Origin of the sequence: Ancylobacter sp. IITR112, from assembly GCF_041415945.1 — a bacterium.
Lineage (GTDB): Bacteria > Pseudomonadota > Alphaproteobacteria > Rhizobiales > Xanthobacteraceae > Ancylobacter.
Genome location: NZ_JBGCUS010000001.1, coordinates 642,148 through 663,445, shown reverse-complemented (window position 1 = coordinate 663,445; position 21,298 = coordinate 642,148). Strand labels below are relative to the sequence as shown.

Below are 21,298 nucleotides of genomic sequence, written 5' to 3'. Positions count from 1 at the left end.
ATGAATGCGTGGATTGGCCCGGCCATCGTCGCGGCCATCATATCCTCGCTGGTGACCGTCATCGGCTGGTGGCTCAACCACCGCCATGACCAGAACATGGAAGCGGCCCGCCGCCAGGAAAGGATACGAGACGTGCAGACGGCACTCCGCGCCGAAATCCGCAGCCATCGTCACCGGCTTCGGCTGTTCGACGAGGCGACCCGTTTCGACGAGGTGGAGCACGGCCCCGACAGCCGGCGCGACGACTTCACCCCGTTCGTTCCACGCGAGGTCGGCAGCTTCGTGTTCGAGGCCGTCGTGAAGGATATTCCGATCCTGCCGACCGAAGTGATCGACCCTGTCGTCGTGTATTATCGGCAGGTTCAGGCGCTCGCCCAGTTCGCGGAAGATCTCCGTGGCGACCGCTTCGCGACGCTGGAGTGGTCCCGCAAGGCTGCTATGCACGCCGACTACATCGCTATGGGCAAATATGCCGGCGTACTCGCCGACGCGGCGATGGACGCCCTTGATGCCACGCTTGCGCGCGGCGTCTTCAGTAGCTCGGCCGGGGGCCGGTCGGTCCCGAAATCGGGGTCGGGGGCGGCACCGGGATCGGGCGGGGATGTGAAGCCATGATCGGGTTCCTCATGCGCCAACAATATAAGCACGAAGGGGCCCAAGTCCAATGACACCCCTGCTCTCCATCCGCAATCTCTCCGTCACCTTCGCCACGGGGCGCGGGCCGTTCCGCGCGGTGGACGGGGTCGATCTCGATGTCGCGCCGGGCGAACTCGTCGCCATTGTCGGCGAATCCGGTTCCGGCAAGTCGGTGGCGATGCTGGCGGTGATGGGCCTACTGCCCTGGATCGCCACCGTCACCGCCGACCGGATGATGTTCGACGGGCGCGACCTGCTCGCTCTTTCCGCCCGCGAGCGGCGCAAGATCATCGGGCGCGACCTCGCCATGATCTTTCAGGAGCCGATGTCGAGCCTCAACCCGTGCTTCACCGTCGGCTTCCAGATCCGCGAAGCCATGGCCGCGCATCTCGATCTCTCCCGCGCCCAGCGCAAGGCGCGTGCGGTGGAACTCCTGGAACTCGTCGGCATTCCCGAGCCGGAGCGGCGGCTGAAAGCCTTTCCCCACCAGCTTTCCGGCGGCATGAGCCAGCGGGTGATGATCGCCATGGCACTCGCCTGCCGGCCGAAGCTCATCATCGCCGACGAGCCGACCACCGCGCTCGATGTCACCATCCAGGCGCAGATTCTCGATCTGCTGCTGAAGCTGCAGCAGGAGAGCGGCGTCGGCCTCGTGCTCATCACCCATGACATGGGCGTGGTGGCGGAAACGGCGCAACGCGTCTGCGTGCATTATGCCGGCCAGCAGGTGGAGATGCAGGACACGCGCGGCCTGTTCCGCGACCCGCACCACCCCTACACCGCCGCGCTATTGGCCGCACTGCCGGAGCGCGCACAGGGCCGGCTGCTGCCCTCCATTCCCGGCATCGTGCCGGGGCTGGCGGACCGGCCCACCGGCTGCCTGTTCTCGCCGCGCTGCCGCTTTGCCACCGAGACCTGCCGCACCGTGCCGCCGCCGCGCGCGGGGGCGGAACTCGGCCTCGCCCTCTGCCACACCCCGCTGATCGCGGGCGTGCCCCAGCGCCGGGAGTTCGCGGCATGAACGCCCCCCTTGCCCCGCCCGCCCCGCCCACTGAGGCGGTGATGGAAGCCGTCGACCTCGCCCAGAGCTATGAGGTCTCGCGCGGCCTGTTCGCGAAATCCGCCACGGTGAAGGCGGTGGCCGGCATCAGCTTCCGCCTCGCCCCGCGCTCGACCCTGGCGGTGGTGGGCGAATCCGGCTCCGGCAAGTCGACACTGGCCCGCATGCTCACCCTGATCGAGCGGCCGGGCGCGGGCTCGCTGCGGCTCGACGATGTCGATGTCGCGGAGGCCGATGCCCGCACGCTGCGCCGCTATCGCGGCGAGGTGCAGATGGTGTTCCAGAACCCGTTCGGCTCGCTCAATCCGCGACAGACCATCGGCAAGGCGATCGAGGAGCCGCTGCTGGTCAACACGTCGCTTTCAGCCGCCGAGCGCCGCACGCGGGCGCTGGATATGATGACCCGCGTCGGCCTGCGGCCCGAACATCACGGCCGCTATCCCCACATGTTCTCCGGCGGCCAGCGCCAGCGTATCGCCATCGCCCGCGCGCTGGTGCTGCGGCCGAAAATCCTGGTGCTGGACGAGCCGGTTTCCGCGCTCGACGTGTCGGTGCGGGCGCAGGTGCTGAACCTCTTGGTCGAGCTGCAGGAACAGCTCGGCGTCGCCTATGTCTTCGTGTCCCACGATCTCGGCGTGGTCCGGCACATGGCGGACGAGGTGCTGGTGATGTATCTCGGCCGCGCCGTCGAGCACGGGCCGCGCGACGCCATTTTCGACGCGGCGCTGCACCCCTATACGCGCGCCCTGCTCTCGGCCACGCCAGTCGCCGACCCGGAAGCGAAGAAGGAGCGCATCGTGCTGCAGGGTGAACTGCCCTCGCCCTTCAACCCGCCGCGCGGCTGCCCGTTCAACCCGCGCTGCCCCTTGGTGGTGGAGCGCTGCCGGGTGGAGATGCCGCCGCTGGCCATGAGGGGCGCCCAGCGCGTCGCGTGCTGGGTCACCGGCGGCGACGCCGTTCCGTCCAGCGCTCCGCTCACCTCAGGCTGAACACCACCGGCACGGTGAAGGAGATGGTGCCGCCCCCCACATCCGCCGGGGGCGGCGGCACGGGGGAGGCGCGGCGCACCATGGCCACCGCCTCCTCGTCGAAGCGCGGATTGCCCGACGAGCCCGCCAGCCGCGCCGAGAGCACCTGCCCGGCCCGGTTGATCGAAAACGCCACCTTGGCCTTGCCGGTGCCGTTCTCGCCGGCGGGGTAGCGCTTGTGGCGGTTGAGATGCGCCATCAGCCGCGAGCGCCAATTGGCCTGGGCCCGGCTGTTCGAGGTCGCCGCGCCCGCCGTCGGGGCGGCGACGCGGTCGGCATTCTGCGCCTCAATCGACGGCGCGGCCGAGGTGCGCGGCGCCGGGGGCAGGTCGCTCTTGTCCTTCTTTTTCGGCTTGGGCTTCGGCTTGGGCTGCTCCTTCGGCGGCTCGGGCTTTTCCTCCGGCGGAGGAATTTCCTGGGCGAGCGGCGGCGGAGGCGGCAGCGGCACCTCGATCTCCTCGGCCGGGCTTTCCGCGACTTCCGGTATCGGTTCTTCCGGCGGCAGCGGCTCGGGCGGCGGCGTGTCCTCCACCTCCTCGGCCAGCGGGTCCGGAGGCACCTCCTCCTCGACCTTCTCCTGCGCCTCGACCATTTGCGGGCCAGGCGGCAGTTCCATCGGCTCGGAAGCCGGCGCCACCGGCATTTCCGCCAGTTCGATCATGATCGCCGCAGGTTCCTCGATCATGACCGGTGGCGGCTCGGTCAGCATGTAGCCGAGCGCCCCGCCATGCACGGCCAGCACCACGGCGCCGCAGGCGATCCACACGCCCGCCTCGCGCAGGCGGTGACCACCGCCTCCCCGGAGCAGCAGCAGGCTCATGGCGCCGGCGCCCCGGCAGCGGGCGCGGCCGTCACAGCCGCGGCGGGCACAGGCGCGGCGGGTGTCGCGTCAGGGGCAGCCGACGCCGCGCCGGAGGCCGCCGGGGCGCCCGCGGGCGCCGGCGGGGTGGCTGGCTGGCCGGTCATCTCGATGCCGACCAGCGCGATCTTGAGATAGCCGGCGCTGCGCAAGAGGTTCATCACCTCCATCAGCGCGCCATAGTCGACGCTCTTGTCGGCGCGCAGGAAGATGCGGGTGTCGCGCTTGTTTTCCGTCGTGCGGTCCAGCGTCGCCCCCAGCGTCTCGCGCGCCACGTCGTCATTGCCGATGGCAAGCACGAGGTCGCTCTTGACGGTGAGATAGACCGGCTTGTCCGGGCGCGGCTGCACGGTGGCGTTCGAGGCCGGCAGGTCCACCGCCACATCGACGGTGGAAAGCGGCGCCGCCACCATGAAGATGATCAGCAGCACGAGAATCACGTCGATGAACGGCGTGACGTTGATCTCGTGGTTCTCCGGCAGGTCGTCGGTTTCGGTGCTCTGCAGCTTGGCGCCCATCGCGGATCACTCCGCCGCCGCGGCCCGCACGCGCGGCGGCGCGGCGCGGGCGGCATCGCGCCGGTCGAGATCGCGCGAGAGCAGCCGCAGCACCTCGGCCGAGGCGTCGCCCATCAGCAGGCGATAGCCCGACACCTGGCGCGAGAAATGATTGTAGATCACGACCGCCGGAATGGCGGCGACGAGACCGATGGCGGTGGCGAGCAGCGCCTCGGCGATGCCCGGCGCCACCACGGCGAGATTGGTGGTCTGCGCCTTCGAGATGCCGATGAACGAGTTCATGATGCCCCACACCGTGCCGAACAGGCCGACGAACGGGGCGGTGGCGCCGATGGTGGCGAGCAGGCCGGTGCCGCGTGTGATCGCCCGCCCGGCCGCCACCTCGATGCGGGTGAGCGAGATCGACACGCGCTCCTTGATGCCGTCGGCCGGCAGCGGGCCGGAGCGCTTCAGTTCGAGATCGGTGGTCGCCAGCATCGCCCCCGCCGGACCGCGCGGGGTGACGCGGCGCGCCTCTTCCAGCGTGGCGCTGGCGAGATAGCCCTTCAGCGCCCGCCGCAGCCGGCCCTTGGCGAACATCAGTTCCAGCGACTTGGCCAGCCACACCGTCCACGTCACCACCGAGGCGAAGGCAAGGCCGATCATGACAGCCTTCACCACCCAGTCCGCCGCCATGAACATGCCCCAGGGGGAGAGGTCATGCGGGAGTTGGGCGGCGACGGTCGGGTCCTCATCCGGCGCCAGCGGCAGGGCGCCCGTGGCGGGGTCAGCCGGCACCTCGCCGCTGGCCGCGGAAGAAGCGGCACCCTCGCCCTGCGGAGCCTGCCCCGGTGCGGCCTCGCCCATCGGCGCCTGCGCCGGCAGGGCCTCTCCGGCCGGCGCCAGCGCCGGCGTGCCGGAGATCGGCGGCACCAGCGGGTCGGCCGCCGGCGCGCCGGTTTCCGGTGCGGCAACGGGGGTGGTGGGCGTGGGCCGGGAGGAAGCGGGGGCCGGGGCAGCGGCAGCCGGGGCCGCCGGCGCCGTGAGCGCGGGCGCCTGTTCCTGCGCCCACGCCCCCATGGGGGCGGTGAACAGCAGCGCCAGCGCCGTCAACAGCGTGAGGGCGGCGCGCGGGGCGGGTGTCTTGGGTGTCGTCGGCATCGCGGCTTCCCGAAGTTCCGGCCTTCCCCGGCACTCCGCCAGCGGGCGGACCTAATGACCGGGGCTCTCAGTTCCGGCTTCCATAAACCCGCGACGACTAGCTCGACAACAGCAAATCCTTCACAACTACAAATGTGGAATCTTTCAAAACTGCGAATAGGACAGGATTGTACAATCTAACATTATTCTAGACTAAGAGAGTGCGTCACCTAGGCACCGATCACCTTGCCGGGGTTGAGCATGCCAGCGGGGTCGAGCGCGCCCTTGAGGCGGCGCATCAGGTCGAGCGCGACGGGGTCGGCGTAGTGCGCCAGTTCCTCCCGCTTCAACAGGCCGATGCCGTGTTCGGCGGCGATGGAGCCGTCCATGTCGTCGACGATGTCGTGCACGATCCTGTTGAACCGCTCCCAGAGCGCGAGGAAGGCGGCCTTGTCCATGCCCACGGGCTGGCTGAGGTTGAAATGGATATTGCCGTCGCCGACATGGCCGAAGGGGCACGGGCGCAGCCCCGGCAGCGCCGCCACGCAGGCCGGCAGCGCCCGCTCCAGAAATTCCGGCACGCGCGAGACCGGCACCGAGACATCGTGCTTGATCGAGCCGCCCTCATGCTTCTGCGCTTCCGACATGTCCTCGCGCAGCCGCCACATATTCGCCGCCTGCGCCTCGCTGGTGGCGATGGCGGCGTCCAGCACCTCGCCCGCCTCCATGGCGGCGCCGAGGCCCTCCTCCATCAGCGCGGGAAGGTCGAAGGCGCGGGTGGGCGAGGAAAGCTCGGCCAGCACATACCAGTCATAGCTCTCGCGCAGCGGGCGCACCGTGCCCTGCATGTGCTTCAGCACCGTTTCCACCCCAAAGGCGGCCATCAGCTCGAAGGTGGTGAGCGCGTCGCCCGCCTCGCCGCGCAGCCGCTTGAGCAGAGCGAGCGCGGCGGCCGGGTCCGGCACGGCGAGGAAAGCGGTGGCGCGCTGCGCCGGCTGCGGGAACAGCTTCAGCACGGCGGCGGTGATGATGCCGAGCGTGCCCTCGCTGCCGAGGAAAAGCTGCTTGAGATCATAGCCCGCATTGTTCTTGCGCAGCCGCTTCAGCCCGTTCCACACCCGCCCGTCGGCAAGCACCACTTCCAGCCCCAGCGCCAGTTCGCGCGCATTGCCATAGCGCAGCACGGCGGTGCCGCCGGCATTGGAGGAGAGATTGCCGCCGATGCGGCAGGAGCCCTGCGAGGCGATGTGCAGCGGGAACAGGCAGCCCACCTCCTCCGCCGCCGCGTGCACCTTGTCGAGAATGCAGCCCGCTTCCACCGTCATCGTCATGTCGACGGGGTCCACCGCGCGGATGCGGTCGAGCCGGGAGAGGGAGAGCAGCATCTGGCCGAATGGCATCTGCCCACCCACCAGCCCGGTATTGCCGCCCTGCGGTACCAGCGGCACGCCCGCCCGCGCGCAGGCGTCGACCACGAACGCCACCTCCTCGGTGGAGCCGGGCCGCAGCACCGCCGGCGCCTCGCCCTTATAGAGCCCGCGCTCCTCGTGCAGATACGGCGCCATGTCGGCGGCGTCGGTGAGCACATGCGCGGCGCCGAGGCGCTGGGCGAGCGTGGCGAGCAGGGGGGAGAGGGAGGACATGAAGAACCCTGAAGCTAGCGGGAAGCGTCGATGACACGGACGTGGCCGGCGTTACCATAATCGAGAATGGCACGGTCGGCGGTCAGCAGTGGAAAACCCAGATGCCGCGCGGTGGCGATGATCAGCCGGTCGGCGGGATCGGCGTGCAGCGTGCCGGGAAGGCGCACGCTGTCGACGGCGATGGCTGGCTCCAGCGCGGCGAGGCGCAGCGCCGGCAGGGCCAGAACCGTTTCCAGCCAGGCGCCCACATCGTCGGCCAGCGCCAGCCGCCCCTTCTGCACCAGCATGGCGATTTCCCACGGCGTGATGGCGGAGATGAACACGCCGCCAGCCTCGCCCGCTTCATCAATAGCGGCGCGCGCCTGCCCGCCGAGGCGGGCGTCATCGTCCAGCGCCCAGATCAGCACATGCGTGTCGAGCAGGATCACGAAGTGGCGGCCCAGTCGGTCGCTTCCGACACCGGCGCGAACGGCTCGTCATAGCGGGTGACGACCCCGCGGGAAGCACCGATCAGTGACCGCGCCGGCGAGGCCGGGACCGGGCTCAGCACCGCCACCGGCTTGCCCCGGCGGGTAATGGTCACCGGCTCGCCGGTCTCGTTCATCTCATCAATCAGGCGCAGGCATTCGGCCTTGAACTGCGCAGCCGAGACAATCCGTGCGCTCATGAGCCTGCCTCCTGAAACATGTACATGATTTATGTACATCATTGCCCCGTAATGGCAAGGCGCCCGCGCCCGCCCGGTGCAACGCTCATCGCGGACATGGCTCCATTGTTGCCCCGCCTCTTCCCCACCCCTTGCCCCCGCGCGGCTTTCCCCCTATCCCCGCGCCATGGCGCCTCCTCTCCTTCTGCTTCAAGACACCAAGCTCACCTTCGGCGGCACGCCGCTGCTGGAGGGGGCGGAGCTTTCCGTTTCCGCCGGCGAGCGCGTCGGCCTTGTCGGCCGCAACGGCTCGGGCAAGTCCACCCTGCTGAAAATCGCCGCCGGCCTCGTCGCGGCCGATAGCGGCGCGCGCTTCGTGCAGCCCGGCGCGACGGTGCGCTACCTGCCGCAGGAGCCCGACCTCTCCGGCTTCGAGACCACGCTCGCTTATGTCGAGGCCGGCATGGGGCCCGGCGATGCGGAATATCGCGCGCAATATCTGCTCGGCGAACTCGGCCTCACCGGCACGGAGCACCCGGCCAATCTCTCCGGCGGCGAGGCCCGCCGCGCCGCGCTTGCCCGCGTGCTGGCGCCGGAGCCGGACATCCTGCTGCTCGACGAGCCGACCAACCATCTCGATTTGCCGGCCATCGAATGGCTGGAAGCGGAAATCGCCTCGCTGCGCTCCGCCCTCGTGCTGATCAGCCATGACCGGCGCTTCCTGCAGGACCTCACCCGCGCCACCGTCTGGCTCGACCGGGGCCGCACGCGGCGCATGGAGCGCGGCTTCGGCTTCTTCGAGGAATGGCGCGACCAGGTGCTGGAAGAGGAAGAGCGCGACCAGCAGAAGCTCGCCCGCAAGATCGTCGCGGAAGAGCACTGGATGCGCTACGGCGTCACCGCACGGCGCAAGCGCAACGTCCGCCGCGTCGGCGAACTCGCCGCCCTGCGCGCCCAGTATCGCGAACATCGCGGCGCCGTCGGCACCATTTCCGTCACCGCGACCGAGGCGGAAGTCTCCGGCAAGCTGGTGATGGAGGCCGAGCACATCTCCAAGGCCTATGGCGATCGCGTCATCGTGCGCGATCTCTCCATCCGCATCCAGCGCGGCGACCGCATCGGCATTGTCGGGCCCAATGGCGCCGGCAAGACCACGCTGTTGAAGATGCTGACCGGCGAACTCGCCCCGGACAGCGGCAAGGCCAAGATGGGCACCAATATCGAGATGGCGACGCTGGACCAGCGCCGCGCCGCGCTCGACCCCAACCGCTCGGTGCGCGACACGCTCACCGACGGGCGGGGCGATCAGGTGTTCGTCGGCGGCAATCCGCGCCATGTCATCGGCTATATGAAGGACTTCCTGTTCACGCCGGAACAGGCGGGCACCTCCGTCTCCAAGCTCTCGGGCGGCGAGCGCGGGCGGCTGCTGCTGGCCTGCGCGCTGGCGCAGGCTTCCAACCTCATGGTACTGGACGAGCCGACCAACGATCTCGATCTGGAGACGCTCGACCTGCTGGAAGAGATGATCGACGATTATGCCGGCACGGTGCTGCTGGTGAGCCATGACCGCGACTTCCTCGACCGCACCGTCACCGCCACCATCGCCTATGAGGGCGACGGCCATTGGGAAGTCTATGCCGGCGGCTATTCCGACATGGTGGCCCAGCGCGGCCATGGGGTGAAGGCCAAGGCGGCGGCCGCGGCGGCCAGCGCGAAAGCCGCCCCTGCCAAGGCGGGCGCCGCGCCGGCGGCCTCCGGCGCCAAGCGCAAGCTCTCCTTCAAGGAAAAGCACGCGCTGGAACAATTGCCCAAGCGCATGGCGCAGCTCGAATCGGACATCGCCCGGCTCAACAACACGCTGCACACGCCGAATTTCTACACCCGCGACCCCGCCGGCTTCCAGAAGGCCACCGCCGAACTCACCAAGGCCCAGGCTGAACTCGCCAAGGCCGAGGAAGAATGGCTGGAGCTGGAAATGCGGCGCGAAGAGCTGGAGGGGTGAACCCCTCTGCGTGGGGCCTGAAGCCTGCGTGCTTCGAGACGCGGCGCGGCTCCATCATCCGATCTTGAACCGTCCTCATCCCCGGGCTTGACCCGGGGACCCAGCCTTGATGCCGTGAGCCAATGGAAACCTGGGTCCCCGGGTCAAGCCCGGGGATGAGGGAGAGATGAGAGTGCCATCATGATGCTCATCCCCCTCACCTCCCCCGACGATCCGCGCATCGACGCCTATCGCGTCATCAAGGAGCGGGATCTGGTGGGGCGCGGCGGGCGCTTCATCGTCGAGGGGCGCACGGTGCTGGATGTCGCGCTGTCCCCGCGCAACCGATTCGCGCTGGAATCGCTGCTGCTGGCGGAAAGCCGGGTGGAGGCGCTCAGCCCGCTGCTGGCACAGGCACCGCAGGACCTGCCGGTCTACACCGCCAGCCAGGCCATCCTTGACGGCATCACCGGCTTTCACATTCATCGCGGGCTGCTCGGCGTCGGGCTGCGCGGCGAGCTACCCCCCATGGCCGAGCGCATCGCCGCCCTGCCGGAGGAGTCGCTGGTGGTGGTGCCGCTCGGCATCACCAATCACGACAATGTCGGTGGCATCATGCGCAACGCCGCCGCCTTCGGCGCCGATGCGGCGCTGTTCGACTTCGCCTCCTGCGATCCGCTCTACCGCAAGGCGATCCGCGTCTCGGTCGGCGGCAGCCTGATCGTGCCCTTCGCCCGCGAGGGCACGGCCGAGGCGATTCTCGACCATCTCGCCGCCGCCGGCTTCGAATTGCTGGCGCTCAGCCCCGCCGGCGCGGTCACGCTGGACGAGGTGCGGCCGGCCCGGCGCACCGCCCTGCTGCTCGGCGCGGAAGGGCCCGGCCTGCCCGATTCCATCCTCGCGCGCACCCGCACGGTGCGCATCGCGATGAGCGCCGGCTTCGATTCCCTCAATGTCGCGACGACAAGCGGTATCGCGCTACATGCACTGGCCCGCATCCGGTAAAGCGCGCGTGAGGGGCGAATCAAGGCTCGACAATCCGCCCCCCGAGGCGCATCCTCAATTGCACTTCTACAGGCGGCCAGCCGTCTGATTGATCGTCAACTTCCAAAGGCCCGAGGCATGTCCTCGGGCCTTTTTTCTTGTCCCCGCCCGCTTTGGCCGCAGCGCTTTTGCTGGTATGGCGGCAGGTGCGCGGCGTGCTCTTTGGACGGAAGGCGGAACCGCTTAGGCTGGGGAGCCTGAGCGACGCGGCCGGCCCGACGGCCCGAACGGAAGCTGAACGATGCCGGACCACCTCACCCCTCCCCGCCCTGCCATCGTCAAGCTCGGCGGCAGCCTCGTCGGCGCCCCTGACTTGGCGCCGCTGCTGGCCACGCTCGCCCGGCGCGGCGCGCCACTCGTTCTCGTCGCCGGCGGCGGCCCGCTGGCCGATGCCGTGCGGGGGCTGCAGCCGCGGCTCGGCCTGTCTGACGCCGCCTGCCACCGCATGGCGATCCTCGCCATGGAACAGACCGCCCACGCCTTCGCCGATCTCGCGCCCGGCCTCGCCCTCGCCGCCACGCCGGAGGAGATCGCTCAGGCGCACGCGCAAGGCCGCGCCGCGCTGTGGCTGCCCGCCGCGATGGCGCTCGCCGCCCGCGACCTGCCGGAAAGCTGGGAGCTGACCTCCGACAGCCTCGCCGCCTGGCTTGCCCACGCCATCGGTGCCACGCGCCTGACGCTGGTGAAATCTGCTCCCGCTCCCGCCGGCGGCACGCCGGACCACTGGGCGGCGGCGGGGCTGGTCGATCCGCTGTTTCCCGCCTTCGCCGCCCGCCTCGGCTGCCCGGTCGACGTGACCCTGCCGGCGGCACTGCTCGCCGCCTCCGCCCAGAAGGACATCGCCGCATGAGCGCGACCAAGGGACTTTATCCGCGCTGGGCCTGGGCACTCACCGGCTCCGGCCATTACTTCACCGAATCCATCGCCCTGATCAAAGCGCTCGACGCGGTGGACCTGTTCGTCTCCAAGGCGGCGGACGAGGTGCTGCGCATGTACAAGCAGGATTTGCCCAAGGACACCCGCATCTTCAGGGAGACGACCGCCAGTTCCGCCCCGGTCGGGCGTTTCTATGAGGGGCTGTACCACACGCTTATCGTCTCCCCCGCCTCCTCCAACACGGTGGCGAAGGCGGTGTTCGGCATTTCCGACACGCTGGTGACCAATTGCTTCGCCCAGGCCGGCAAGTGCCGCGTCCACGCGATCGTCTTCGCCTGCGACACCGCGCCGGAAATGATCACCATGGCGCCGAAGGGGCCGGTGCCGGTCTATCCCCGCCGCATCGACCTGGAGAACACCGCCAAGCTGAAGGAATTCGACGACACCGTCGTGGTGGAATCGATCGGCGATCTCGACGCCGCCATCGCCGCGCGGCGCCTTCATCTCGCGGCACAGGCCGGCGCCTGACATGGCGGACGAGCCCGCAGCCCCGCCCGGCCGGCCGGAAAAGGTCGCCCTCGTCACCGGCTCGCTGGCCGAACCGCGCCTGACGAAGATCGCCGGTGACATCACCGACGCGACGCTGCATCCGGTCGTCGTCAATGTCGGGGTCAAGGTCGCGGCGCTGATGACGGCGGAGATTGTCGAGCGCCGGCTGAAATTGCCCGAGGGCACCGACCGGGTGCTGATGCCCGGCCGCTTCCGCGGCGATCTCGACCGCTTGGAGCGCTTCTTCGGCGTGCCCTTCGCCCGCGGCCCGGACGAGATGGCCGACCTGCCGGATTATTTCGGCCAGAAGCGCCGGGCGGCGGACCTCTCGCAGCACGATGTCACCATCTTCGCCGAGATCGTCGACGCCACCGTGCTCGACACCGAAGCGCTCATTGCCCGCGCTTTGTTCCTCAAGGGCGAAGGCGCCGATGTCATCGACCTCGGCTGCCTGCCGGACACGCCCTTCCCGCATCTGGAAGAAGCCATCGCCGCCCTGCACGAACAGGGGCTGAAGGTGAGCGTCGATTCCTTCGACCTCAACGAACTCACCCGCGCCACAAGCGCCGGCGCCGATTATCTGCTCAGCCTGAACGAGAATACGCTCGATGTGGCCAGGGAAGGCCCGGCCATTCCCATTCTCGTGCCGGCGACGCAGGGCGATCTCTCTTCGCTCTGTCGCGCGGTGGATGCCTGCCTCGCCTCCGGCCAGCGCTTCTATGCCGACCCGATCCTCGACCCCATCCATTACGGGTACACCGCCTCCGTGGTGCGCTATGCCGAGCTGCGCCGGCGCTACCCCGACATTCCCATCCTCATGGGCATCGGCAATGTCACCGAGCTGACGGATGCCGACACGACCGGCATCAACGCCATCCTCATGGGCATGATTTCGGAACTGCATATCCAGGCCGTGCTGGCGGTGCAGGTCAGCCCGCATTGCCGCACGGCGGTGCGCGAATTCGACCGGGCACGGCGGGAATATTACGCCGCCCGCCAGGCCGGCGCGCTGCCGCAAGGCTTTGGCGGCGGGCTGATGGCGCTTCGCGACCGCAAGCCCTATGCCGCCTCGCCCGAGGAGATCGCCCGGCTCGCGGGCGAGGTGCGCGACCGCAATTTCCGCATTGATGTCACCGAGGCCGGCATCCACATCTACAATCGCGAGGGCCACCATGTGGCGGCCGAGCCCTTCGCGCTGTTTCCACATCTCGGCGTGGAGGCCGATGGCGCCCATGCCTTCTATCTCGGCGTCGAGACCGCGCGGGCGGAAATCGCCTATAAGCTCGGCAAGCGCTACGCGCAGGATGAGGGGCTGAAATGGGGCGCGGCGGGCGAGATCGCCGGCAGCCCCGAGGCGGCGCATCGTTTGACATTCAAGGAGGCCGGCACGACCTTGCAGGCCAAAGCCAGCACCAAAGCTGACGCCAAAGCCAGTGCCGCGCCGAAAGCCAGAGAAACGCCGTGATCCGTGAAGCCATCGTCACCACCCGCTCGCTCAATGGCGAGCCGCACATCGCCCCTATGGGCGCGACGGTGATCGAGGGCGGCTATCTGCTTCAGCCCTTCCGCCCCTCGCGCACGCTGGACAATCTCGCCAGCACCCGCATCGCCGTGGTCAACTTCACCGATGATGTGCGCATCTTCGCCAGTTGCGTCGTCGGTCGCCGGCTGAATGTGGATGTGAAGAAGGCGACCTATATCGACTGCCCGCGCCTCGCCGATGCGCTCTCGCATGACGAGGTGACGGTGGAGCGGGCCGAGGATGACCCGCAGCGGCCGAAATTCTTCTGCAAGACCTATCATTCCGAGGGCCACACCCGTTTCGACGGCATGAACCGCGCCAAGGCGGCGGTGCTGGAAGCCGCCGTATTGGTCAGCCGGCTCGGCATGCTGCCCGACGAGAAGGTCGATCAGGAAATGGCCTATCTCGCCATCGCGGTGGAAAAGACCGCCGGGCCGGAGGAGCGGGAAGCCTGGGGCTGGATGCTGGAGGCCGTGGCGGAGCACCGCCGCCGGCGCGCCTCGTGAGGCCGGCAGCGCCCGGCCTGCTGGCCAGCGTCACCGATCTGCACGAAATGGAGCTGGCGCGGGCCGGCGGCGCCGATATCGTCGATCTCAAACAGCCGGCCTTCGGCGCGCTGGGGGCCTGGAGCACGCAGGCACTCACCGCCGCCGTCATGCTGTGGACCGCCTGGGGCGAGCAATTGGGCGAGGCCGGCCGGCCCGCGCTCAGCGCGACCATAGGCGACCAGCCGATGGTGCCCGGCCTCATCCGCGCCGCCGCCGAGCGGGTCGCCGGCACCGGTGTGCCCTTGGTCAAGGTGGGCCTGTTCGTCTCCCCGCATGCGGAAGAGTGCATCGAAGCGCTGGCCCCGCTCGCCAGCCGGGTGCGGCTGATCGGCGTGCTGTTCGCCGACGAGGCGCCGGATTTCGCGGTACTCGCCGCGCTGGGGCGCGCCGGCTTCGCCGGGGTGATGATCGACACCGCCGACAAGAAAGCCGGCCCGCTGACAGGCCATCTCGACCCGCTCACGCTGGGCCAGTTCGTCGCCGAGGCGCGCCGGCACGGGCTGATGACCGGGCTCGCCGGCTCGCTGCGGCTGGAGGATATTCCGGCGCTGGTGGGCGTCGGCGCCGATTATCTCGGCTTTCGCGGCGCGCTGTGCGAGGGCGGCCGCACCGGCAGCCTCAGCCCGCTGCGCCTCGGCCAGGTCCATGCCCGCCTGCGCGCGCCGAGCGAGCCTTAGGGGCCCCGCGCCGTCATCCCGGCCGAAGCGAAGCGGAGAGCCGGGATCGTCCGCCAATCGCCTTTCTGCAAGCGATCCCGGATCGGTCCCGACGGACCGTCCGGGATGACGGCTCAGCGAAGGCGCTCCCGGCTTGACTTTACCATCGCGCAGGTTCATTTCCCCGCCCGCCGCGTGTCACCGCGGCGCAATCGGAATCCCCTAACCATGCCCAGCGACAGTACCAGTCGATTGTCCGGCCGGCCGCGGCCGGCGCTGTGATCCGGCATCGGGCCTGACCCGGTTTCGGCTCCCCGCGCCGCCCGCCAAGGGCCGGACAGCGGAAAGAGAGCCGAAATGGACGAACGGACGGAAGACCGCCGCGACGATGCCGTCGTGGATGCCGCAGCCCTGGCCGCGGAACTCGCCGAGGAACACCCCGCCGATATCGCCGAACTTCTCGACGAGCAGGAGCCGAAGGCCGCCTCCGCCCTGCTCGCCAGCCTGCCGCGCGAGCAGCAGGTCGAAATTCTCGACGGCCCCGATGTCGATCTCACCAGCGACCTGATCGAAGCCCTGCCGGTCGAGGAGGCGGTGCGCCTCATCACCGAGATGTCGGCCGACCGTGCGGCGGACCTGTTCCGCTGGATGGACGAGCCCGGGCGCTCGCACCTCTTCGCCCATCTGCCGCAGGAGACGCAGGCCGAGCTGAACAAGCTGCTGGCCTGGCCGGAGCACAGTGCCGGCGGGCTGATGACCACCGAATTCGTCACCGTTCCCGCCACCTGGACCGTGGGCGAGACGCTGCGGCATATCCGCGAGATCGAGCGCACGCGCGAGACCATCTACGCCATCTATGTGCTCGACCCCGCCACCCAGAAATTGCTGAAGGCGGTGACGCTGCGCCGGCTCATCACCGGCGAGCCGGAGGCGCCGATCCTCTCCGTCGCGCCCAGGCACGACCCCATCACCGCCGATCCGCTGATGGACCGCGAGGACGTGGCGCGGCTGATCTCGAAATATGACCTGCTGGCGGTGCCGGTGGTCGACCCGAACGAGCATGTGCTCGGCATCGTCACCGTCGACGACATGATCGACGCCATCATCGAGGAAGGCACCGAGGACGCGCAGAAATTCGGCGGCATGGAAGCGCTGGACGAGCCCTATATGGATATCGGCTTCTTCCACATGCTGAAGAAGCGCGGCGGCTGGCTCTCCATCCTGTTCCTCGGCGAAATGCTCACCGCCAACGCGATGCAGCATTTCGAGGACGAGCTGGAACGCGCCATCGTGCTCACGCTGTTCATTCCGCTGATCATGAGCTCGGGCGGCAATTCCGGCTCGCAGGCCACCTCGCTCATCATCCGCGCGCTGGCGCTGGGCGAGATCAAGGTGAAGGACTGGTGGCGCGTCGCCCTGCGCGAACTGCCCTCCGGCCTCGCGCTCGGCGGCATTCTCGCGCTGCTCGGCGTCACCCGCATCACCGTCTGGCAGCTCGCCGGCTTCTATGATTACGGCGAGCACTGGGTGCTGGTGGCTCTGACGGTAGGCGCGGCGCTGGTCGCCATTGTCACCTTCGGCTCGCTGATCGGCTCGATGCTGCCCTTTGTGCTGCGCCGGCTCGGCTTCGACCCCGCCAGCGCCTCGGCGCCTTTCGTGGCCACCTTCGTCGACGTGACCGGCCTGGTGATCTATTTCAGCGTGGCGATGGTGATCCTCAAGGGCACGCTGCTCTAGCCGCCCCCGCTTTCATGGCCGGGCCATGCCCGGCCATGAGGCGCGAGGACTACCCCCGCGCCAGCACCTCGCCCTGCCCGCCGATCAGCGTGTCGCCGACGATCCGGCGGGCCTTCGTCCAGCCCTGCAGCCGTGCCGCGAGTTCCGGCACACGCCGCGCCAGCAGCCGTAGCGCCACGAGTTCATGCGCGCCGGTGTCGACGAAACCGGCCGGCAGTTCCGGCACGGCGTCGACGAAGATCGTGCCGCGCTTCATGCCGCGCCCCATCAGCGGGCCGATGGCGCCGCCGACGCTCACCGTGCCGGCGATCATGTCGGTCGCCAGCCCCTCCCCGGCATTGCCGGCGATGGTGATCAGCCCGCCGCGCTGGCGCTCGGCCGCGCGCGGGCCTGCATCGCCGCCGATCACCAGCACCCCGCCCGACAGCCCGCGCCGCGAACCCGAGCCCGCCGCCCCGGCATGGGAGCCGGCATGGCCGGCGAGTTCGATCCGCCCGCCGGACATTTCGCTGCCGAGAAAATCCCCGGCCTCGCCGCCAATGCGCAGCACGCCGCCGCTCATGCACCGGCCGGCAAAGGCCCCGACCGTGCCGTCGACGATCAGTTCGCCCGTGGTCATGCCGGCGCCGACGCCGTCGAGCCTGACATCGCCGATCTCGATCAGCAGCACGCCGTCGGGCGCGCCCTCGACAAAGAACAGCTCCGCCAGCTTCACCCGGCGCCCGCCGCAGGGCACCTCCTTGTGTTCCAGTTCGCGCAGGGTGAGCGGACCCGTCACCTCGGGGGTGAGGCCGGACAGGTCGACCCGCGCCTCGAAGGGCGCGCGCGGCTTGAGAGACACCCCGCTCATGCCGTCTCTCCCGCGCCCTGCATGATCTCGCGCAGCTTGAAATGGAACGGCCCGAGATTGCCGCCATAATTGCCGGCGTCGATCGCCACCACGCCACCTTCCGCGCCCAGCGCGCAGACGGCGGTGATGCCCACCTTGGTCGCTTCCGCCACGGCTTCGAAGCTCACCCCGTCAATGACGATCTCCAGCACCGAGCCGACCGTGTCGGGCAACTGGCTCGGCACGGTGCCGCGCAGTGTCGGGCAATAGGCGTCGTTGGTGGAGGCGAACAGGCCCTTATATTTCGACCCGACCTTGGAGCCCGAGCGCACCACCCCGCCGGGGAAGGGCAGGATGATGCCCGGCACCTGCATCATGGCCGCCACCGCCGCCTCGGCGGCTTTGAGCGCCTCGCCGCGCGAGCGGGCGAGGATGAGGAAATTGCCGCCGCCGACACCGTCGACCGAGCCGGTATCCTCGTCGCAGACGAACTCGCCTTCCATGACCGGCAGGCGCCAGAAGCGCATCCCCTCGCCTTTGCTGCCGCCGATCTTCTTGGAAATCTGGTGCCCGTCGGCGAAATAGCGGATGGTCTTCGCCAGCGGCACGCGCTTGCCACCCTCGATGCCGGCATAGCAGGCCGTGGTCGGGCAGGTCAGCACGCACTGGCCGAGCCGCAGCGGCACCACCTTCTTCAGCGAGCCGAAATCCATCGCGAAGATGAGCAGGGAAACGCCCGGCCGCCCATCCGGCGTCTCCTCGGGGCCGAGCGTTCGCTCGATTCCCGCCTCGCAGCCGCAGCCGATGACGGAGGTGGCGAAGCCCGTGGTGGTGCGCCCGGCGATCAGCGCCCATTCCGGCGTGTCGGCGGTGATGATGAGCCGCGTGCCCACCATCGGAAAGGCTTCCGCGAAGCTGTCGCGGATTTCGACGCCATTGAGGATCATCGGGCGCCCTCCTGCAATGTCGACAGGTTTGGACGCCTGCGGCGATCTTTCTGCCCTGCTCCCTCTCCCCGACGGGGAGAGGGGTGGGGTGAGGGGCCGGGACGCCCGGAAGTGCGGAGCGCGTGCCCCCTCTCCCGGCGCTGCGCGCCGACCTCTCCCCCACGGGGAGAGGTGAGAAGTCCGTCGATCGGTCTCACGACGCACCCCCTTCGCATTTCAGGATGGTCGGGCCGGCGCCATTGCGCAGTTCACCGTCGCTGATGCGGAAATGCTGGGCCTTCAGCCCCACCGCCTCGTCGAACCAGCGCTGCATGTCCTTTTCCACCGAGCGGTCGAAGTCGGGACGCGCGACATGGGTGGTGCCCTGCGCCAGTTCCACCACCACGCCGTCCTTCACGATCAGCCGGCCGTTCTTGAACACCATGCGGGTGGTGGAGAACATCGCCTCGCGGTCGGCGTCCTCGGTGTGAACGGCAATGTCCGCCACCGCACCGGGCCCGAGATGGCCTTTGTCGGTCAGCCCCAGAATGCGGGCCGGCGCCGCGCGGGTGAGGATGGCGATCTCCTCCAGCGTGTATTCGCGGGTGATCTGCCCCAGCAGCGTGTGCGCCTGCGCCGCCTTGTTCAGCGTGGCGAGCTGGGCGTTGCGGAAATCGCGGTCCATCAGCAGGCGGATGAGGTGGGGATAGGTGGTGAACGGCCCGCCATTGGGGTGATCGGTGGTGAGGAAGATCCGCCAAGGGTCTTCCACCAGCAGGAACAGTTCCAGCCCGATCGCCCATTGCAGCGCGTTGACGAAGGACTTGTCCTTGTATTCGAACGGCACCACGCCGCAGGCCGCGTCCAGCTCGATATCCATGCCGATGGATTTCTTCGGGCTGGCAAGGCCGCGATTGCGGTATTGCGACATGTAGTCGGCGGAAGCCGTAATGGTCTGGCCGAACATCACCTGCCCGACATCGACGGAGATGTTCGGGTTGGCGTTGACCATTTCCGCGATGCGCGCCGCCGAGGAGGAGAAGCGCTTGTCGCCTTCCGTGCCGTAAGAATGGAACTGCAGATGGGTGAGGTGCAGCCGCCGCCCCTCGGTGGCGAGCATGGTGGCGAGCGTCGTGTCGTCATTGCCGGGCACGCCGAGATTGCAGCCATGCAGATGGATCGGGTGCGGGATGCCGAGTTCCGTCACCGCCCGGATCAGCGTGGTCAGCACCTTGCGCGGCGTCACCCCGTAATGCGGGTTGGCCTCGTCGAGGTCCATCTTGCGGGCATTGAACTTGAAGGCGTTGATGCCGCCGGGATTGACGATCTTGATGGCGAAGGCCTGCGTCGCCTCGATCATCCAGCCGACATAGGCGTTCACCTGCTCCTGCGCCGCCCCGGCGGCGAGCAGGCGCTGGAAATAATCGTCATTGCCCAGCACCAGATAGGCGCCGGTGTCGAGATTGGGGATGTCGGCCATTTCCAGATGCGCGCCGCGCGCATTGGCGCCGACCATCGCCGGCTCGAACACGGTGGTGTAGCCAAGTTCGGCGTAGCGGCAGCCGGTGGCATGGGCGGTGGGCACCGCCCGGCCGCCGCCGCAGCCGCAGAAATTGCCGGGCATCTCCGGGAAGGCCCGCCGGTCCTCCTGCATCAGCAGGCGGGCGAGGTTCATCTTGCCGCCGGCGATATGGCTGTGCAGGTCGATGCCGCCGGCCATGACGACGGCGCCGCCAAGCTCGTATTCCGCATCGGCCTTGAGATCGGTGGCGGCGACGATGCGCCCGTCCTCGATCTCGATATCGCGCACGGCGCCGCTGGCGACACCGTTTTCGCCATTGGCCGGGTCGAGCACACGCCCGCCCTTCAGCCGCAGTCTCATTTACCCCTCCGCTATGCGACGCACAGCCTCGGCGACGCTGGGAAGCGTCGCGACGCGCAAGGCGCCGAGCGGCAGGCTTACGATGGAATCCATGCGGAACACGGTGCCGGCGTGGTCGACGCCGGGAGTGCCCACGGGGATCAGAACATCCGGTTCTTTGTCGAATATTGTCTCGGGATGGGCAAGAGCGATGATCTTGCCCGCAAAGGCCGGCGGCGGCTCCGGCCGGAAGGCGGAAATCCACACCAGCACATCGGCATCGGCGAGCGCCGCCTCGGTGGCGAACAGCGTGCCGTCATGCGTGCTCGCCTGCCCGCGCACGGCGGTGCGCAGGGGATAGCCGAGCCGCCACAGAAGAAGCTGGTTCACGCCGATGATGTTGTCGCGCCCGCCGAGCGGGAACACGCCGGCCCGTGTGGTGACGTTCAGCCGGTCGACCAGCGCGGTGGCGCGCGTGGCGACGAGGTCGCCATCTTCACGTTCCGCCGCGTTCCAGGTCACGACAGCGTAATGGGCGTTGCGCAATTCCTCCGCCAGCGCGGCGAGCGTGTCGGCGCCAATGCCGCCGAAGCTCTCCCCCGGTGGGCGGCGGCCGGCGACCAGCGTGCCGAGCGCTTCCAGCGCCGCCACCGGGTCGTCGCTGGCGTGGTGGACGACCTGCGCGCCGGCAAGCTGCCCGCGCGCCTTCTCCCCCGGCGCGGCGCCGAGGAAGACCACGCGGCGGTTGGCGCCGGCGAAGAGCGGCGTCGCGGGAAAGAAGCGCTCGAACAGCCGGCCCCAGGTCGCGCTGGGGTCGTCACCGACGACGAGCAGCAGGTCGCAGCGGTTGCGCACCTCCGCCAGAGTGGTGGAGAGCCAGCCGGTGCGCTGGGCGGCGGCGTAGTTTCGGAACAGGCCCTCGGAGGCGTAATGGTCCAGCACCCCGCCGAAGCGAATGGCGAGATCGACCGCCGCCCCGGCGCCGGCCATGTCGACGCCGAGCCCGCCGATCAGCGGCGCGCGGGCGTTGGCGAGAATCTGGCGGGCCGCTTCGGTCGCTTCGGTCTCACTGGCGGTCTCACCGGCCACACGCGCCACCGGATCGGCGGTATCCAGACGGCGCAGCAGCCGCGCCGCTTCCGGGCAGACGGGCGCCTTGGCGCGGACCTGACGGCCCTCGACCTCGACGGTCAGGTCGTCGCAGCCGAGCCCGCAGAAGCCGCAGGCCACATTCTCGATCGTCTGAACCTCGGCCATGCC

At 69.2% G+C, this 21,298-nt stretch carries 21 protein-coding genes; 11 read left to right on the top strand and 10 right to left on the bottom strand.

From position 1 onward, the window contains the following. The 3 genes from AAC979_RS02975 to AAC979_RS02965 are packed head-to-tail and all read left to right on the top strand — an operon-like array spanning position 1 to position 2,685. Complete coding sequence (locus tag AAC979_RS02975; RefSeq protein ID WP_371345337.1) at positions 1–615, top strand: hypothetical protein; 615 nt, start codon at positions 1–3, stop codon at positions 613–615. A 49-nt stretch (positions 616–664) separates the two neighbouring features. Next, positions 665–1,657, top strand: coding sequence for an ABC transporter ATP-binding protein (locus AAC979_RS02970; RefSeq protein WP_371345336.1), 993 nt, complete (start codon positions 665–667; stop codon positions 1,655–1,657). Next, on the top strand, positions 1,654–2,685 hold the full coding sequence (locus AAC979_RS02965; RefSeq protein WP_371345335.1) for a dipeptide ABC transporter ATP-binding protein: 1,032 nt from the start codon (positions 1,654–1,656) through the stop codon (positions 2,683–2,685). The genes AAC979_RS02970 and AAC979_RS02965 overlap by 4 nt, the downstream gene beginning before the upstream one ends. Here AAC979_RS02965 and AAC979_RS02960 read toward each other — a convergent pair. The 6 genes from AAC979_RS02960 to AAC979_RS02935 all read right to left on the bottom strand — a co-directional run bounded on the left by AAC979_RS02960 (position 2,672) and on the right by AAC979_RS02935 (position 7,530). Further along, a complete protein-coding gene (locus AAC979_RS02960; protein ID WP_371345334.1) occupies positions 2,672–3,544 on the bottom strand; it encodes an energy transducer TonB in 873 nt (290 codons plus the stop codon). The genes AAC979_RS02965 and AAC979_RS02960 overlap by 14 nt on opposite strands. Beyond that, positions 3,541–4,101, bottom strand: a complete 561-nt coding sequence (gene exbD, locus AAC979_RS02955) for a TonB system transport protein ExbD (RefSeq protein WP_371345333.1) — start codon at positions 4,099–4,101, stop codon at positions 3,541–3,543. The genes AAC979_RS02960 and exbD overlap by 4 nt, the downstream gene beginning before the upstream one ends. Positions 4,102–4,107: 6 nt before the next feature. Next, on the bottom strand, positions 4,108–5,241 hold the full coding sequence (gene exbB, locus AAC979_RS02950) for a tonB-system energizer ExbB (protein WP_371345332.1): 1,134 nt from the start codon (positions 5,239–5,241) through the stop codon (positions 4,108–4,110). A gap of 209 nt (positions 5,242–5,450) precedes the next feature. After that, positions 5,451–6,863: an FAD-binding oxidoreductase gene (locus tag AAC979_RS02945; RefSeq protein ID WP_371345331.1), complete on the bottom strand. Its 1,413-nt coding sequence runs from the start codon at positions 6,861–6,863 to the stop codon at positions 5,451–5,453. Between the two features lie 14 nt (positions 6,864–6,877). Continuing rightward, complete coding sequence (locus tag AAC979_RS02940) at positions 6,878–7,291, bottom strand: type II toxin-antitoxin system VapC family toxin (RefSeq protein WP_371345330.1); 414 nt, start codon at positions 7,289–7,291, stop codon at positions 6,878–6,880. After that, positions 7,288–7,530, bottom strand: a complete 243-nt coding sequence (locus AAC979_RS02935) for a type II toxin-antitoxin system Phd/YefM family antitoxin (RefSeq protein WP_371345329.1) — start codon at positions 7,528–7,530, stop codon at positions 7,288–7,290. Before AAC979_RS02935 ends, AAC979_RS02940 begins: the two co-directional genes overlap by 4 nt. A 166-nt stretch (positions 7,531–7,696) precedes the next feature. On the opposite strand from AAC979_RS02935, the gene AAC979_RS02930 reads away from it, so the two are divergent. From AAC979_RS02930 to mgtE, 8 genes are all read left to right on the top strand, one after another. Further along, the gene (locus AAC979_RS02930) at positions 7,697–9,511 is read left to right on the top strand and encodes an ABC-F family ATP-binding cassette domain-containing protein (protein ID WP_371345328.1); all 1,815 of its coding nucleotides are present in this window, start codon (positions 7,697–7,699) and stop codon (positions 9,509–9,511) included. Positions 9,512–9,691: 180 nt separating this feature from the next. Then, the gene (locus AAC979_RS02925) at positions 9,692–10,495 is read left to right on the top strand and encodes a TrmH family RNA methyltransferase (RefSeq protein ID WP_371345327.1); all 804 of its coding nucleotides are present in this window, start codon (positions 9,692–9,694) and stop codon (positions 10,493–10,495) included. Positions 10,496–10,775: 280 nt separating this feature from the next. Beyond that, the gene (locus AAC979_RS02920) at positions 10,776–11,384 is read left to right on the top strand and encodes an aspartate kinase (RefSeq protein WP_371345326.1); all 609 of its coding nucleotides are present in this window, start codon (positions 10,776–10,778) and stop codon (positions 11,382–11,384) included. Next, on the top strand, positions 11,381–11,938 hold the full coding sequence (locus tag AAC979_RS02915) for a flavoprotein (RefSeq protein WP_371345325.1): 558 nt from the start codon (positions 11,381–11,383) through the stop codon (positions 11,936–11,938). The genes AAC979_RS02920 and AAC979_RS02915 overlap by 4 nt, the downstream gene beginning before the upstream one ends. A 1-nt stretch (position 11,939) precedes the next feature. Beyond that, the gene (locus AAC979_RS02910) at positions 11,940–13,424 is read left to right on the top strand and encodes a DUF6513 domain-containing protein (protein WP_371345324.1); all 1,485 of its coding nucleotides are present in this window, start codon (positions 11,940–11,942) and stop codon (positions 13,422–13,424) included. Then, positions 13,421–13,987 (top strand): DUF447 domain-containing protein, encoded by a 567-nt coding sequence (locus AAC979_RS02905; protein WP_371345323.1) that lies wholly within the window; start codon positions 13,421–13,423, stop codon positions 13,985–13,987. Before AAC979_RS02910 ends, AAC979_RS02905 begins: the two co-directional genes overlap by 4 nt. Next, on the top strand, positions 13,984–14,706 hold the full coding sequence (locus AAC979_RS02900; protein WP_371345322.1) for a (5-formylfuran-3-yl)methyl phosphate synthase: 723 nt from the start codon (positions 13,984–13,986) through the stop codon (positions 14,704–14,706). Before AAC979_RS02905 ends, AAC979_RS02900 begins: the two co-directional genes overlap by 4 nt. Before the next feature lie 336 nt (positions 14,707–15,042). After that, positions 15,043–16,422: a magnesium transporter gene (gene mgtE / locus AAC979_RS02895; RefSeq protein WP_371345321.1), complete on the top strand. Its 1,380-nt coding sequence runs from the start codon at positions 15,043–15,045 to the stop codon at positions 16,420–16,422. Between the two features lie 49 nt (positions 16,423–16,471). Here mgtE and AAC979_RS02890 read toward each other — a convergent pair whose 3' ends face one another. The 4 genes from AAC979_RS02890 to AAC979_RS02875 form a co-directional block, all read right to left on the bottom strand. Continuing rightward, on the bottom strand, positions 16,472–17,272 hold the full coding sequence (locus tag AAC979_RS02890; RefSeq protein ID WP_371345320.1) for a formylmethanofuran dehydrogenase subunit C: 801 nt from the start codon (positions 17,270–17,272) through the stop codon (positions 16,472–16,474). After that, a complete protein-coding gene (gene fhcD, locus AAC979_RS02885) occupies positions 17,269–18,198 on the bottom strand; it encodes a formylmethanofuran--tetrahydromethanopterin N-formyltransferase (RefSeq protein ID WP_371345319.1) in 930 nt (309 codons plus the stop codon). The genes AAC979_RS02890 and fhcD overlap by 4 nt, the downstream gene beginning before the upstream one ends. Positions 18,199–18,391: 193 nt before the next feature. Then, positions 18,392–20,059 (bottom strand): formylmethanofuran dehydrogenase subunit A, encoded by a 1,668-nt coding sequence (locus AAC979_RS02880; RefSeq protein WP_371345318.1) that lies wholly within the window; start codon positions 20,057–20,059, stop codon positions 18,392–18,394. Next, entirely contained in the window at positions 20,060–21,295 is a 1,236-nt protein-coding gene (locus AAC979_RS02875; RefSeq protein ID WP_371345317.1) for a formylmethanofuran dehydrogenase, read from the bottom strand. Positions 21,296–21,298: the final 3 nt, after the last annotated feature.

Excerpts from the sequence above, each read along its gene's own strand:
- AAC979_RS02975 (WP_371345337.1), top strand. The coding sequence starts at position 1 with ATGAATGCGTGGATTGGCCCGGCCATCGTCGCGGCCATCATATCCTCG.
- AAC979_RS02970 (WP_371345336.1), top strand. The coding sequence starts at position 665 with ATGACACCCCTGCTCTCCATCCGCAATCTCTCCGTCACCTTCGCCACG.
- AAC979_RS02965 (WP_371345335.1), top strand. The coding sequence starts at position 1,654 with ATGAACGCCCCCCTTGCCCCGCCCGCCCCGCCCACTGAGGCGGTGATG.
- AAC979_RS02960 (WP_371345334.1), bottom strand. The coding sequence starts at position 3,544 with ATGAGCCTGCTGCTGCTCCGGGGAGGCGGTGGTCACCGCCTGCGCGAG.
- exbD (WP_371345333.1), bottom strand. The coding sequence starts at position 4,101 with ATGGGCGCCAAGCTGCAGAGCACCGAAACCGACGACCTGCCGGAGAAC.
- exbB (WP_371345332.1), bottom strand. The coding sequence starts at position 5,241 with ATGCCGACGACACCCAAGACACCCGCCCCGCGCGCCGCCCTCACGCTG.
- AAC979_RS02945 (WP_371345331.1), bottom strand. The coding sequence starts at position 6,863 with ATGTCCTCCCTCTCCCCCCTGCTCGCCACGCTCGCCCAGCGCCTCGGC.
- AAC979_RS02935 (WP_371345329.1), bottom strand. The coding sequence starts at position 7,530 with ATGAGCGCACGGATTGTCTCGGCTGCGCAGTTCAAGGCCGAATGCCTG.
- AAC979_RS02930 (WP_371345328.1), top strand. The coding sequence starts at position 7,697 with ATGGCGCCTCCTCTCCTTCTGCTTCAAGACACCAAGCTCACCTTCGGC.
- AAC979_RS02925 (WP_371345327.1), top strand. The coding sequence starts at position 9,692 with ATGATGCTCATCCCCCTCACCTCCCCCGACGATCCGCGCATCGACGCC.
- AAC979_RS02920 (WP_371345326.1), top strand. The coding sequence starts at position 10,776 with ATGCCGGACCACCTCACCCCTCCCCGCCCTGCCATCGTCAAGCTCGGC.
- AAC979_RS02915 (WP_371345325.1), top strand. The coding sequence starts at position 11,381 with ATGAGCGCGACCAAGGGACTTTATCCGCGCTGGGCCTGGGCACTCACC.
- AAC979_RS02910 (WP_371345324.1), top strand. The coding sequence starts at position 11,940 with ATGGCGGACGAGCCCGCAGCCCCGCCCGGCCGGCCGGAAAAGGTCGCC.
- mgtE (WP_371345321.1), top strand. The coding sequence starts at position 15,043 with ATGGACGAACGGACGGAAGACCGCCGCGACGATGCCGTCGTGGATGCC.
- AAC979_RS02890 (WP_371345320.1), bottom strand. The coding sequence starts at position 17,272 with ATGAGCGGGGTGTCTCTCAAGCCGCGCGCGCCCTTCGAGGCGCGGGTC.
- fhcD (WP_371345319.1), bottom strand. The coding sequence starts at position 18,198 with ATGATCCTCAATGGCGTCGAAATCCGCGACAGCTTCGCGGAAGCCTTT.
- AAC979_RS02880 (WP_371345318.1), bottom strand. The coding sequence starts at position 20,059 with ATGAGACTGCGGCTGAAGGGCGGGCGTGTGCTCGACCCGGCCAATGGC.
- AAC979_RS02875 (WP_371345317.1), bottom strand. The coding sequence starts at position 21,295 with ATGGCCGAGGTTCAGACGATCGAGAATGTGGCCTGCGGCTTCTGCGGG.